We start from the raw sequence: 13,594 nt of genomic DNA, 5'->3' as shown, positions 1-13,594 counted from the left end.
GGCTGCGCGGCAGCCGTGGTCGGACTGCCGGCAGGTGACTTCCGTCAGGAGATGTCCATGTTGGACGGATATGCTCGCGCGCTGGTCAGGCACGCTCCCCCGCACCCTCTCCCCAAGGGCTTCACAAGAATTACACAGGAAACGGAAGAGGGATAGAGGGATTTTCAGTGGCAATGGCCACGTGCAAGACGAGGGCGCCCCCTGGATACCAGGGGGCGCCCTCGGTGCCGTTCAGGGGCCTTCGCGGCCCTTTCCGGTTCAGGACTTGGATTCGCCCAGGTGATGGACGCGGACCATGTTGGTCGTGCCGGGGACGCCGGGGGGCGAACCGGCGGTGATGACCACGATGTCGCCGTCGTTGAAGCGGTTCAGCTTGACCAGCTCCTGCTCCACGAGGTCGACCATCTCGTCGGTGCTGTTCACGAACGGCACCACGTACGGCTCGACACCCCAGCTCAGCGCCATCTGGTTGCGGGTGCCCTCGTCGGTGGTGAAGGCGATAATCGGCTGCTGCGCGCGGTAGCGGGACAGGCGGCGGGCGGTGTCGCCGGACTGGGTGAAGGCCACCAGGCCCCGGCCGCCGAGGAAGTCGGCGATCTCGCACGCGGCGCGGGCCACCGAACCGCCCTGCGTACGCGGCTTCTTGCCCGGGACGAGCGGCTGCAGCCCCTTGGACATCAGCTCCTGCTCGGCCGCGGTGACGATCTTCGACATCGTCTTGACCGTCTCGATCGGGTACGCGCCCACGCTCGACTCGGCGGACAGCATGACCGCGTCGGCGCCGTCCAGGATCGCGTTGGCCACGTCGGAGGCCTCGGCGCGGGTCGGACGGGAGTTGGTGATCATCGACTCCATCATCTGGGTCGCCACGATCACCGGCTTGGCGTTGCGCCGGCACAGCTCGATCAGGCGCTTCTGCACCATGGGGACCTTCTCGAGCGGGTACTCGACGGCGAGGTCACCACGCGCGACCATCACGCCGTCGAACGCCATCACGACGTCCTCCATGTTCTGCACCGCCTGCGGCTTCTCCACCTTGGCGACGACCGGGACGCGGCGGCCCTCCTCGTCCATGATGCGGTGCACGTCCTGGACGTCCTTGGCGTCACGGACGAAGGACAGCGCGACCAGGTCGCAGCCCATGCGCAGCGCGAAGCGGAGGTCGTCGATGTCCTTCTCGCTCAGCGCCGGCACGTTGACGGCCGCGCCGGGCAGGTTGATGCCCTTGTGGTCGGAGATGACGCCGCCCTCGATGACGATCGTCTTCACCCGGGGGCCCTCGACCTCGGTGACCTTCAGCTCGACGTTGCCGTCGTTGATCAGGATCTGGTCGCCCTTGGTCACGTCGCCGGGCAGGCCCTTGTAGGTCGTCCCGCAGATCGTCTTGTCGCCCGGGACGTCCTCGGTGGTGATGGTGAACTCGTCACCGCGCACCAGCTCCACGGGACCCTCGGCGAAGGTCTCCAGGCGGATCTTGGGGCCCTGGAGGTCGGCGAGGACCCCGATGGCCCGGCCGGTCTCCTTGGCGGCGGCACGGACCCGGTCGTACCGGCCCTGGTGCTCGGTGTGCGAGCCGTGGCTGAAGTTGAAGCGGGCCACGTTCATGCCGACCTCGATCAGCGCGACAAGCTGCTCGTGGGAGTCGACCGCGGGGCCGAGAGTACAGACGATTTTCGAACGGCGCATGGGGGCGATCCTATCGGTTTGTTTCGCAACGGAATATTCCGTCTGGCGGAAAATACAAAAGGGCGGGATGCCGCTCAGGTGTGATTCCCCGAACCAATTACCAGCGCGTAGGTCTGCGTCGCGATCTCCAATTCCTCGTCAGTAGGCACCACCGCCACCGCCACCCGGGAGCCCTCGGGCGAGATCAGCCGCGCCTCGTCACCGCGCACGGCGTTGCGCTCGCCGTCCACGGCCAGGCCCAGCTCCTCCAGGCCCGCCAGGGCGGCCTCCCGCACGGGAGCCGCGTTCTCGCCGACACCGGCGGTGAAGGCGACCGCATCCACCCGTCCCAGCACGGCGTAATAGGCGCCGATGTACTTCTTCAGGCGGTGAATGTAGATGTCGAACGCCAGCTCCGCCTGCTCGTCGCCCTCGTCGACGCGACGGCGGATCTCCCGCATGTCGTTGTCGCCGCACAGACCGATCAGACCGCTCTTCTTGTTGAGAAGAGTGTCGATCTCGTCGGCGGACATTCCACCAACACGCATCAAATGGAAGATGACGGCCGGGTCCATGTCTCCGGAGCGCGTACCCATCACGAGCCCCTCCAAAGGCGTCAGTCCCATGGAGGTGTCCACGCAACGACCGCCCCGCACGGCCGAGGCGGACGCCCCGTTGCCCAGGTGCAGCACGATCACGTTCGTCTCGGCAGGGTCCTTGCCCAGCAGCTCGGCGGTGGCCCGGGAGACGTAGGCGTGCGAGGTGCCGTGGAAGCCGTAGCGCCGGACGCGGTGCTCGTCGGCCGTCTGCACGTCGATCGCGTAGCGGGCGGCCGACTCCGGCATGGTCGTGTGGAACGCGGTGTCGAAGACGGCGACCTGCGGCAGGTCGGGCCGCAGCGCCTGGGCGGTGCGGATCCCGGTGAGGTTGGCCGGGTTGTGCAGCGGGGCCACCGGGATGAGCCGCTCGATCTCGGCGAGCACGTCGTCGTCGACGACGGTCGGCTCGGTGAAGGACTTCCCGCCGTGCACCACCCGGTGCCCGATCGCGGCCAGTTCCGGCGAGTCCAGTCCGAGGCCGTCCTTGGCGAGCTCCTCGGCGACGGCCTTCAGGGCGGCGTCGTGGTCGGCGATCGCCCCGCCGCGCTCCCGGCTCTCGCCGCCCGCCGGGGTGTGCTTGAGCCGGGAGGACTGCTCACCGATACGTTCGACAAGACCCACCGCCAGCCGGCGGCTGTCGCCCATGTCGAGCAGCTGGTACTTCAGCGACGAGGAGCCGGAGTTCAGGACGAGGACACGGGACGGACTCACTGGGCGGTTGCCTTCTCACTCGGGGACGGGGACGGGGACGGGGACGGGGACGGGGACGGGGACGGGGACGGGGACGGGGACGGGGACGGGGACTGGGCCTGGATCGCCGTGATGGCGACGGTGTTGACGATGTCCTGGACGAGGGCGCCCCGGGACAGGTCGTTGACCGGCTTGCGCAGGCCCTGGAGCACCGGGCCGACGGCGATCGCGCCGGCCGAGCGCTGCACGGCCTTGTAGGTGTTGTTGCCGGTGTTCAGGTCGGGGAAGATCAGCACGCTGGCCTGCCCGGCGACCTCGGAGCCGGGCAGCTTGGTCGCCGCGACCGACGGCTCGACGGCGGCGTCGTACTGGATCGGGCCCTCGATCTTCAGATCGGGCCGGCGCGTGCGCACGATCTCGGTCGCCTCGCGCACCTTGTCGACGTCGGCACCGGAGCCGGACGTGCCGGTGGAGTACGACAGCATCGCGATGCGCGGCTCCACGCCGAACCGCTCCGCCGTGGTCGCCGACTGCATGGCGATGTCCGCGAGCTGCTCGGCGTTCGGGTCGGGGTTGACCGCGCAGTCGCCGTAGACGAGGACCTTGTCGGCCAGGCACATGAAGAACACGGACGAGACGATGTCGGCGTCCGGCCTGGTCTTGATGATCTCGAACGCCGGGCGGATGGTCGCGGCCGTGGAGTGCACCGAGCCCGACACCATGCCGTCGGCGAGGCCCTCCTGGACCATCAGCGTGCCGAAGTAGTTCACGTCGGAGACCACGTCGTACGCCAGCTCCACGGTGACGCCCCGGTGGGCACGCAGGGCCGCGTACTGCTCGGCGAAGGAGTCGCGCAGGTCGGAGGTGGCCGGGTCGATCAGCTGGGACTCGCCGAGGTCGATGCCCAGGTCGGCGGCCTTCTTGCGGATCCGGTCGACCGGGCCGAGCAGGGTCAGCTCGCACACGCCCCGGCGCAGCAGCACCTCGGCGGCGTGCAGCACCCGCTCCTCGGTGCCCTCGGGCAGCACCACGCGGCGCAGGTCGGAGCGGGCCTGCTCCAGCAGCTTGTGCTCGAACATCATCGGCGTGACGCGGTCGCTGCTGGGCGCGGAGACCCGGCGCGTGAGCTCGCCGGTGTCGGTGAACCGCTCGAACAGGCCGAGTGCCCGCTCCGCCTTGCGCGGGGTGGCCGCGTTCAGCTTCCCCTCCAGGGAGAAGAGCTGCTCGGCGGTGGGGAAGCTGGTGCCGGCCACCGACAGCACCGGGGTGCCCGGCGCGAGGCGGTCGGCGAGGGTGAGGATGTCGGCGCCGGGCACCTCGTCCAGGGTGAGCAGCACGCCGGCTATCGGCGGGGTGCCGGCGCTGTGCGCGGCGAGCGCGCCGACGACCAGGTCGGCCCGGTCGCCCGGGGTGACGACGAGGCAGCCCGGGGTCAGGGCACCGAGGAAGTTCGGCAGCATCGCACCGCCGAAGACGAAGCCGAGCACGTCCCGGGCGAGCCCCGAGTCGTCGCCGAGCACCACTCTGCCGCCGAGCGCGTGGCTGATCTGCGAGACGGTCGGGGCGGACAGCGCGGGCTCGTCGGGCAGGACGTAACAGGGTGCGGGGAGCCGGGAGTCGAGCCGGCGGGCGATCTCGTCGCGGTCCTCGCGGGCGACCCGGTTGGTGACCATGGCCAGGACGTCGCAGCCCAGCGTGTCGTAGGCCCGGTAGGCGTTGCGCGTCTCGGCGAGCACCGACTCGACGGTCTGCTTGCGGCCGCCCACGACCGGGATCACGGACGCGCCGAACTCGTTCGCCAGCCGGGCGTTGAGCGACAGCTCGTCCGGGAGCTGGGTGCCGGCGAAGTCGGTTCCGAGGACCAGGACCACGTCGTACTCGCGGGCCACCCGGTGGAACCGTTCGACGAGCGTGGACACCAGCTCGTCCGTGCCGGCCTCGGCCTGGAGGGCGGACGCCTCGTGGTAGTCCATGCCGTAGACGGTCGCCGCGTCCTGGGCGAGCCGGTAGCGGGCGCGCAGCAGCTCGAAGAGACGGTCGGGCCCGTCGTGGACGAGGGGGCGGAAGACGCCGACCCGGTCGACCTGCCGGGTGAGGAGCTCCATGACCCCCAGTTCGACGACCTGGCGGCCGTCGCCGCGGTCGATGCCGGTCACGTACACGCTGCGGGTCACGCGCGCTCTCCGTTTCGTCTCGGTGGCATGTCTCTGTGGGATGTCTCTGCGGGGTATCTCTTCGGGGTGTCTCTTCGGGGTGTCTGTTTCGCGATGTCTCTGCGGGATGTCTGCGGGACGTCGAAAAATCGCCCATCGAGGTGAGCGGAACCGCCTTGACAGTACCTCCGCCGATGGATAAGGCGCCCGTCAGAGTCGGGTACCCCGCAGGGCCGGGGAGCGTGAAACAATCGACAGAAGCTCACCGGTGTCAACAGCGAGCAGGAGACACAGCACGATGCGTATCGGAGTTCTCACCGCAGGCGGCGACTGCCCCGGCCTGAACGCCGTGATCCGCTCGGTCGTGCACCGGGCGGTCGACAACTACGGCGACGAGGTCATCGGCTTCGAGGACGGTTACTCGGGCCTGCTGGACGGCCGCTACCGCGCCCTCGACCTGAACGCGGTCAGCGGCATCCTGGCCCGCGGCGGCACGATCCTGGGATCGTCCAGGCTGGAACGCGACCGGCTCCGGGAGGCCTGCGAGAACGCCTCCGACATGATCCACGAGTTCGGCATCGACGCGCTGATCCCGATCGGCGGCGAGGGCACGCTGACGGCAGCGCGCATGCTGAGTGACGCGGGCCTGCCCGTCGTGGGCGTCCCGAAGACGATCGACAACGACATCTCCTCCACGGACCGCACCTTCGGCTTCGACACGGCGGTGGGGGTCGCCACCGAGGCGATGGACCGTCTGAAGACGACCGCCGAGTCCCACCAGCGGGTGATGGTGGTGGAGGTCATGGGCCGGCACGCCGGGTGGATCGCGCTGGAGTCCGGCATGGCGGCGGGTGCGCACGGCATCTGTCTGCCGGAGCGTCCCTTCGATCCGGCTGATCTCGTCAAGATGGTCGAGGAGCGCTTCGCCCGGGGCAAGAAGTTCGCGGTCGTCTGCGTCGCCGAGGGCGCCCACCCCGCCGACGGCACCATGGACTACGGCAAGGGCGCGATCGACAAGTTCGGCCACGAGCGCTTCCAGGGCATCGGCGCGGCACTCGCCCATGAGCTGGAGAGGCGCCTCGGCAAGGAGGCCAAGCCGGTCATTCTCGGCCACGTCCAGCGCGGCGGCTCACCGACCGCGTACGACCGGGTGCTCGCCACGCGGTTCGGCTGGCACGCTGTGGAGGCGGCGCATCAGGGCCGGTTCGGCCGGATGACCGCGCTGCGCGGGACGGACATCGTGATGGTGCCGCTCGCGGAGGCGGTGACCGAGCTGAAGACGGTGCCGAAGGACCGGATGGACGAGGCCGAGTCGGTGTTCTAGGCCGGCTTCCATCGGTTCCAGACCGGGTTCCATCGGTGTTCCAGACCGGGTTCTAGACGGGGCTTTCCTGGATTCTCGTCCAGAAGTGCTCGACGATCCGGTCGAGGAAGTCGCGGGCGGCGCCGCCCGCGTCGCCGCTGCCGCCGCCCCAGCTCAGGGTGGCGGCCATGTGGCCCTGGTAGTCCTCGTGCAGCGCCCGCAGGGCGCCCTCCAGGAACGGCCGGTCCAGGGGTACGAGTTTGGCCACCGGGCGTACGTAGGCCTGCCAGCGGGTGCTGACCGCGCTGCGCAGCAGTTCGCCGAGCCTGGCGTTCCGGCCCGTGACGGTGACGAAGTCGGCGAGGCCCAGGCCGAGCACGTCGGCGAGGGCGCCGGACTGGCGGTCCGTGCCGCGCCAGGTGTCCGTCTCCTCCATGCGCAGATACGCGTGGACCTCGTGTCCCACGGCCCGGGCCACGTCCTCGGGGGCGAGGCAGCGGGCGATGCGGTGCTCGCGCAGGGTACGGGGTCTGCCGATGAGTTCGCCGGGTGAGCACCACAACACGCCCGCGAGAGCGGTGAGTTCGGAGTTCGACGGGGCCGAGGCCCCGCGCTCCCAGTCGATGACGTGGTCCGGGGTGATGCGGGGGTGTCCGTACGAGACGCGCATGCCGTGGGCGACGTGCTCGGGCGTCATGCCGAGGGCCGCGCGCAGGCGGCGGGCGGCCGGAGCGTTGAAGGGCGGGGTCGTGGGGGCGGTCTGCGGAGGGGGAGTGGGAGCGGGCTGGCTCGGGCGGGCTGAAGGTCGGCGCACGCGCCACAAGCTAGGGGGACGGGGCTGCGCTGACTACGGTCTGTTCGGCCAGGATCACGGATTGTAGGAAACTACGGCTACCGGCGGGTTCGGCCGGGGCTGAAGATCGGCTTGCCGGTCGGGGCGGGTTGGGGGTAGGGATGGCCCCGGACTCGATGATCATGGACCCGGAAAGGCAGTGACTCAGATGAATGGCAAGCTCAAAGGGCATATTCGCGAGCGACTTCTCGCGCCGAACTTCTGGCATCTCGCGACGGTGGGTGCGGACGGGGCGCCTCAGGTGTCGCCCATGTGGGCGGACATCGAAGACGAGTACGTCATGGTCAACACCTCGATCGGGCGGGTGAAGGAGGAGAACCTGCGGCGCAATCCGTACGTTTCGCTGTCTCACCACGACCCGGAGAACCCGTACGACCGGGCGGAGATCCGGGGGAAGGTCGTCCGGTTCGTCGAGGGCGAGGAGGCGGAGCGGGGCATGGACCGGCTGACGCGCAAGTACCTCGGGCAGGACCGGTATCCGTGGATGCTGCCCGGCGAGCGCCGGGTGATGCTGCTGATCGAGCCGACGCGCGTGCGGACGCTCGAAGGTGTGGAGCCGTTCCGGGCGGGGGTTCTGCCGGACGGGGTGAGCGGCTGATCGCGGTCGCGGTCGCGGTGCGGTGAGGGGGTGCGGGTGGCTCGGCCCGCGCCCCCTGTTTTTGTTCTGAAGATCTCTTTCGCGACAGATCTCTTTCGCGACAGGCCCTAACGCCAGTCCGGTACGCCCGAGGCCGGTGGCAGCCGGGACTCGATCCTTGCTCGGATGTCGCTCATCACGGAGACGATGCGGGTCTCGTGCTCCGGGGTCAGCCGGGCCACCGGGACCGAGCAGCTGATGGCATCGACGGCCGGTGTTCCGTAGCGCAGGGCGAAGCCGAAGCCGGCGATGCCCGGCACCGTCTCCTCGCGGTCGATGGAGTAGCCGCGCTCGCGCACCCGGGCCAGGTCGGCGAGCAGGGCGCCGCGGTCGGTGTGCGTGTTCTCCGTGAGGCCGGTCAACGGCTCTTCGTCGAGAAGCAGCTCGACGTCGGCGCGCTCGGCGAGCAGAGCCTTGCCCAGCGCGCCGGCATGGGCCGGGACGCGGCGGCCGACCCGGCTGATGGTGCGCAGATACTCGTGGGACTCGCGGGTGGCGAGGTAGACGACGTCCCGGCCGTCGAGTCGTGCCATGTGGATCGTCTCGCCGAGCGCGTCCGACGCCTCGTCCAGGTACGGCCGGACCGCCCGGATGTGGCGGTCCCCGTCGAGATATCCGGTGCCGGTGAGCAGCGCGCGGATCCCGATGCCGTAGAGGGAGCCGGTGGCGTCGGTGCGGACCCAGCCGGAGTCGACGAGCGTCTGGAGCAGCTGGTACATGCTGCTGCGCGGCACGCCCAGGTCCTCCGCGAGCTCGTCGAGGCGCGAGGGCTGTTCGCCCCGCTCCGCGAGGAGTTCCAGCAGCGCGACCGTCCGGGACGCCGACTTCACACCGCGGACGCCTCTCCTCTCCTGCATGGGCTCAATCGTAGGTCCGCGTCGATCGTGCACATCAATCTGTGATCGCCCGGGCCATTGACCCACTCCGTTCACGCACTTAGCCTCCATCTGCATACGTAGACACCATCTGCATACAGGGATGAGCCTCACCAGTTCAAAGGGGAACTGCCTTGCCTCTGCTCGTCGTCGGGATCAGCGTTCTGGTCCTGCTCCTGCTCATGACCCGGCTGAGAATGAACGGCTTCGCGGCCCTGCTGCTCGTCGCGGTGGGGGTCGCACTGGTCCGGGGCATTCCGGTGGCGACCATCCCGGACGTCCTCTCCGAGGGCATCGGGGACCAGATCGGCGACACCATGCTGACCATCGGGCTCGGCGCCATGGTCGGCCGGGTGATGGGAGACTCGGGCGCCGCACAGCGCATAGCCGGCAAGCTCCTCGACGCCTTCGGCCCGCGGTGGGTCCAGGTGGCCATGGTGGTCACGTCCATGCTCATCGGCGTGACCATGTTCTACGAGGTCGCGTTCGTCATCATCGTGCCCATCGCGTTCACGCTGGTCAGGGTCACCGGCGCGAAGCTGCTGTGGGTCGGGCTGCCGATGTCCATCGCCCTGTCCACCATGCACAGCTTCCTGCCTCCGCACCCCGGCCCCACCGCCGTCGCCGCGACCTTCCACGCCTCCGTCGGACTGACGCTGTTCTACGGCCTGTTCATCGCCGTACCCGCCGGGGCGCTCATCGCCCTGACCTGGCCCCGCCTTCCGTTCGTCGCGAGGCTGACGCCCGCCATCCCCAAGGGCCTGGTCAGCGAGCGCGAGTTCACCGAGGAGGAGATGCCGGGCCTCGGCTGGTCGCTCTTCGTGGCGCTGTTCCCCGTGGTGCTGATCGTGGCCGCCGCGGTGACCGACATGGCCGCGTCCGGTGAGAGCCCGGTGCTGCATGCCGTGGCCTTCATCGGCTCGGCGCCGATCGCCCTGCTGCTGACCCTGTGCCTGGCGATCTGGGTGTTCGGGCCGCGGATCGGGCGGAGCCTGAGCGAGGTCGGTGCCTCCTGTGCCTCGGCGGCCCAGGCGATGGCGATGATCCTGCTGGTGATCGGCGCGGGCGGGGCCTTCAAGAACGTCCTCGTCGAGGGCGGCATCTCCGACTACATCAAGGACGTCACCGACGGCTGGTCCATCTCGCCGATCGTCCTCGCCTGGCTCGTCGCCGTCATCCTCCGGATCGCGCTCGGCTCGGCCACGGTCGCCGTGGTCACGGCCTCCGGTGTCGCGCTGCCACTGCTGGCGGGCAGCGGGGTGCACCCGGAGGTGATGGTGCTGGCCGTGGCCTGTGGCTCCATCGCGTTCTCGCATGTGAACGATCCCGGGTTCTGGCTGTTCAAGGAGTACTTCAACCTGTCCGTCGTCGAGGCGATCAAGGTGCGTACGTCCTATACGACGGTGCTCGCGGTGCTCGGGCTCGGCGGCGTGCTCGCGGTCGAGTGGGCGCTGGACGTCTTTGGGCTGTAGACCGATTCATCCATCACGCAAAGGACTGGACCAGCATGAGCAGTCAGCCGACCGTCACCGAGTTCGCCGTCTACCCCGTCGCCGGGCGGGACAGCATGGAGCTGAACCTCTCCGGCGCGCACGGACCGTACTTCACCCGCAACATCGTCGTTCTCACCGACTCCGAGGGGCGTACCGGGCTGGGGGAGGTGCCCGGCGGGGAGAAGATCACGCAGACGCTGCGGGATGCCGAGTCGCTCGTGGTCGGGACCAAGCTGGGTGACTACCAGCGGGTGCTGCGGGAGATCGGTGAGCGGTTCGCCGACCGTGACGCCGGTGGGCGGGGTGCCCAGACCTTCGACCTGCGGACCACGGTTCATACGGTGACCGCGGTGGAGTCGGCGCTGCTCGACCTTCTCGGGCAGCATCTCGATGTGCCGGTCGCCGCGCTGCTGGGTGAGGGGCAGCAGCGGGATTCCGTGCGGGTGCTGGGCTATCTCTTCTACGTGGGTGATCCGGACCGGACCGACCTGGAGTACGTGCGGGAGCCCGGGGCTTCGGTGGAGTGGTACCGGGTGCGGCACGAGGAGGCGCTGTCGCCGGAGGCGATCGTCCGGCAGGCGGAGGCGGCCTACGACCACTACGGGTTCCGGGACTTCAAGCTCAAGGGGGGTGTGCTGGCGGGTTCGGAGGAGGTCGCGGCGGTGCGGGCGCTGAAGGCGCGCTTTCCCGAGGCGCGGATCACGCTCGACCCGAACGGGGCGTGGTCGCTGGGTGAGGCGGTCGAGCTGTGCCGGCCGCTGGTGGGGACGCTGGCGTACGCCGAGGATCCCTGCGGGGCGGAGGGGGGTTACTCGGGGCGGGAGGTTCTCGCGGAGTTCCGGCGGGCGACCGGGTTGCCGACCGCGACGAACATGATCGCTACGGACTGGCGTCAGATGGCGCATGCGCTGGCTCTTCAGTCGGTGTCCATTCCGCTGGCCGATCCGCACTTCTGGACGATGCGGGGGTCGGTGCGGGTGGCACAGTTGTGCAACGCGATGGGGTTGACGTGGGGGTGCCACTCGAACAACCACTTCGACATCTCGCTGGCGATGGTGACTCACTGCGGGGCCGCGGCTCCGGGGGAGTACAACGCGCTGGACACGCACTGGATCTGGCAGGAGGGGCTGGAGCGGCTCACTGTTTCCCCGCCGCGCATCGTCGACGGCGAGGTCGCGGTTCCGGATGCTCCGGGACTGGGGGTGCGGCTCGACATGGACCGGCTTCTCGCGGCGCACGAGCTCTACCGGGAGAAGGCGCTGGGGGCGCGGGACGATGCGGTGGGGATGCGGTACCTGGTTCCGGGGTGGGAGTTCGATGGGAAGCGGCCGTGTCTGGTGCGGTAGGTGCATAGCGCCTGCGCGGTGGTGGTGGGTCGGGGCCGTGTCGGGGGGTGCGGGTCCGCATAGCTGCGGGCATGCGTGCCGCTGGGGGCGGCACGGGTGGGCGCAGCGGCACCCCGCTACGCCGGGCTGCGGATCCACCCGGCCTCAGCACCGACGCCGAGGGCCTCGCCGCGCCGAGTTGTGCGCCCACCCCGCCCAGCCACAACGCGTTCAGCCCTTGACCGCCCCGCCCAGCGCGAAGCCCCCTCCCAAGCGCCGTGAGATCAGTACGTACAGCAGGATCACCGGCGTCGAGTAGATGATCGAGAACGCGGCCAGCTGCCCGTACGCCACCATGCCCCGGTTGCCGAAGAAGTCGTTGATGCTGACGGACGCCGGCATCTGGTCGGGGGTGAGCAGGAGCATGAAGGGGACGAAGAAGTTGCCCCACATCATGACGAAGGAGAAGACCGTCACGACGGCCACGCCGGGGCCCATGAGGGGCAGGACGATGCGGAGCAGGGACTGGAGGGGGCTCGCTCCGTCGGTCCAGGCGGCCTCTTCGAGTTCCTTGGGGACGCCGTCCATGAAGTTCTTCATCAGCCAGATGGCGAAGGGGAGTTGGGACGCGGCGAAGAAGAAGATCGTGCCCTGCATGGTGTCGATCAGGTCCACTTGGACGAAGAGCGCGTAGACCGGGACCATGATCGCCGTGATGGGCAGGCTGGTGGCGAACAGGATCGTCAGCAGGAACGGGCGGTTGAAGCGGGAGCGGAAGCGGGAGAGCGGGTAGGCCGCGAGGGCGGCGGAGGCCACCGTGAGCAGGGTCGCGCCGCCGCACAGGATCAGGCTGTTGAGGAGGGGGGTGAAGGTGATCTCGGAGGTCAGGATCGCGTCGAAGTTGTCCAGGGTGAGGCCGTCGGGGGCCTTCACCCGGAGGCCCGCGTCGGGGTCGAGGGAGGACAGGACCACCCAGGCCAGGGGGAGCACGAAGGCCGCGGCGACCACCAGGAGGCCCGCGTCGGCCGCCAGGCGGCGGGTCGTGCGGCGGGAGGAGAGGGTGTGGGTCATGTGCGGTCAGACCTCCGTGCGGAGCAGGCGCAGGTAGACCAGGGAGAACAGGGAGCCGACCAGCAGGAGCAGCAGGGCGACCGCCGTGCCGTAGCCGATCAGGCTGTTCTGGAAGGCCTGTTCGTACATGAAGAGGGGGAGCGTCTGGCTTCTGCCGCCGGGGCCGCCCCTGGTCATGACCCAGATCAGACCGAAGACCGAGAGGGTCTGGAGGGTGTTGAGCATCAGGTTGGTGCCGATGGAGCGGCGGATCATCGGGAGGGTGATGTGCCAGAGGCGGCGCCAGCCGCCCGCCCCGTCGACCTCGGCCGCCTCGGTGATCTCCTGGGGGATCTCGTTCAGGGCCGCCGAGTAGACCAGCATCGAGAAGGCCGTTCCCCGCCAGACGTTCGCGAACGACACCGCCAGGATCGGGAGGGTGAACAGCCAGTTCTGGGAGGGCAGGTGCAGCCAGTCCAGGATGGCGTTCAGGGTGCCTTCGCGGCGGAAGAAGGCGTAGAGGAGGAACCCCGCGACGACCTCCGGCAGGACCCATGCCGTGACGACGATGCCGCCGGTGAGCGTGCGGACCGGTTTCGACGCGCGCCGCATCAGTGCCGCCAGGGCCAGGCCGTGCGTGTTCTGTCCGATGAGGGAGGAGAGGACGGTGAACACCAGCGTCAGCCATACGGCGTTCAGGAACGCCTCGTCCCCGAAGGCCCGGGTGAAGTTGTCGAAGCCGACGAACGACTCCTGGGCCTGGCCGGTGAGCTGGAGGTCGGTGAAGGCGATGTAGACGCAGTAGGCGATCGGGCCGGCCAGGAAGAGGAGCAGGAGGACGACCGCGGGGGTCAGGGGCAGGATCCGCACCGGCAGGCGGGGGCCGCGTGCCGGGTGCGTGTCCTCGGGGGCCTTCGTGAGCCGCGGGTGTGGTGCTGTGGCGGTCATACC

At 69.5% G+C, this 13,594-nt stretch carries 11 protein-coding genes; 4 read left to right on the top strand and 7 right to left on the bottom strand.

The features are described 5' to 3' along the window. Positions 1-258 precede the first annotated feature (258 nt). The 3 genes from pyk to pta all read right to left on the bottom strand — a co-directional run bounded on the left by pyk (position 259) and on the right by pta (position 5,128). On the bottom strand, positions 259-1,686 hold the full coding sequence (pyk, locus tag OG542_RS12270; protein WP_328410616.1) for a pyruvate kinase: 1,428 nt from the start codon (positions 1,684-1,686) through the stop codon (positions 259-261). 74 nt (positions 1,687-1,760) lie between these two features. Continuing rightward, complete coding sequence (locus OG542_RS12265) at positions 1,761-2,975, bottom strand: acetate kinase (RefSeq protein WP_328410614.1); 1,215 nt, start codon at positions 2,973-2,975, stop codon at positions 1,761-1,763. Next, the gene (gene pta, locus OG542_RS12260; RefSeq protein WP_328410612.1) at positions 2,972-5,128 is read right to left on the bottom strand and encodes a phosphate acetyltransferase; all 2,157 of its coding nucleotides are present in this window, start codon (positions 5,126-5,128) and stop codon (positions 2,972-2,974) included. Before pta ends, OG542_RS12265 begins: the two co-directional genes overlap by 4 nt. 277 nt (positions 5,129-5,405) lie before the next feature. Here pta and OG542_RS12255 point away from each other — a divergent pair, with 277 nt between their 5' ends. Then, positions 5,406-6,431, top strand: a complete 1,026-nt coding sequence (locus OG542_RS12255) for an ATP-dependent 6-phosphofructokinase (protein WP_184590344.1) — start codon at positions 5,406-5,408, stop codon at positions 6,429-6,431. Positions 6,432-6,483: 52 nt separating this feature from the next. Here OG542_RS12255 and OG542_RS12250 read toward each other — a convergent pair whose 3' ends face one another. Next, a complete protein-coding gene (locus OG542_RS12250) occupies positions 6,484-7,224 on the bottom strand; it encodes a helix-turn-helix domain-containing protein (protein WP_328410610.1) in 741 nt (246 codons plus the stop codon). 187 nt (positions 7,225-7,411) lie between these two features. Between OG542_RS12250 and OG542_RS12245 the strand changes: the two genes are divergently transcribed. Then, a complete protein-coding gene (locus OG542_RS12245; RefSeq protein WP_328417879.1) occupies positions 7,412-7,861 on the top strand; it encodes a PPOX class F420-dependent oxidoreductase in 450 nt (149 codons plus the stop codon). Positions 7,862-7,968: 107 nt separating this feature from the next. Here the strand turns inward: OG542_RS12245 and OG542_RS12240 are convergent, their stop codons facing one another. Continuing rightward, positions 7,969-8,757 carry an IclR family transcriptional regulator gene (locus OG542_RS12240; RefSeq protein WP_328410608.1) on the bottom strand — a complete coding sequence of 263 codons (789 nt, stop codon included), beginning with the start codon at positions 8,755-8,757 and terminating at the stop codon, positions 7,969-7,971. 152 nt (positions 8,758-8,909) lie between these two features. Here OG542_RS12240 and OG542_RS12235 point away from each other — a divergent pair, with 152 nt between their 5' ends. Continuing rightward, entirely contained in the window at positions 8,910-10,247 is a 1,338-nt protein-coding gene (locus tag OG542_RS12235) for a gluconate:H+ symporter (RefSeq protein ID WP_311127803.1), read from the top strand. Between the two features lie 35 nt (positions 10,248-10,282). Continuing rightward, the gene (locus OG542_RS12230; protein ID WP_328410606.1) at positions 10,283-11,614 is read left to right on the top strand and encodes an enolase C-terminal domain-like protein; all 1,332 of its coding nucleotides are present in this window, start codon (positions 10,283-10,285) and stop codon (positions 11,612-11,614) included. A 210-nt stretch (positions 11,615-11,824) separates the two neighbouring features. On the opposite strand, the gene OG542_RS12225 is transcribed toward OG542_RS12230, so the two are convergent. Beyond that, a complete protein-coding gene (locus tag OG542_RS12225) occupies positions 11,825-12,664 on the bottom strand; it encodes a carbohydrate ABC transporter permease (protein WP_193480884.1) in 840 nt (279 codons plus the stop codon). Positions 12,665-12,670: 6 nt separating this feature from the next. Next, complete coding sequence (locus OG542_RS12220; protein WP_328410603.1) at positions 12,671-13,591, bottom strand: carbohydrate ABC transporter permease; 921 nt, start codon at positions 13,589-13,591, stop codon at positions 12,671-12,673. Positions 13,592-13,594: the final 3 nt, after the last annotated feature.

The organism is Streptomyces violaceus (assembly GCF_036014075.1).
Classification (GTDB): domain Bacteria; phylum Actinomycetota; class Actinomycetes; order Streptomycetales; family Streptomycetaceae; genus Streptomyces; species Streptomyces violaceus.
This window is presented reverse-complemented; position numbering and strand designations above follow the sequence as displayed.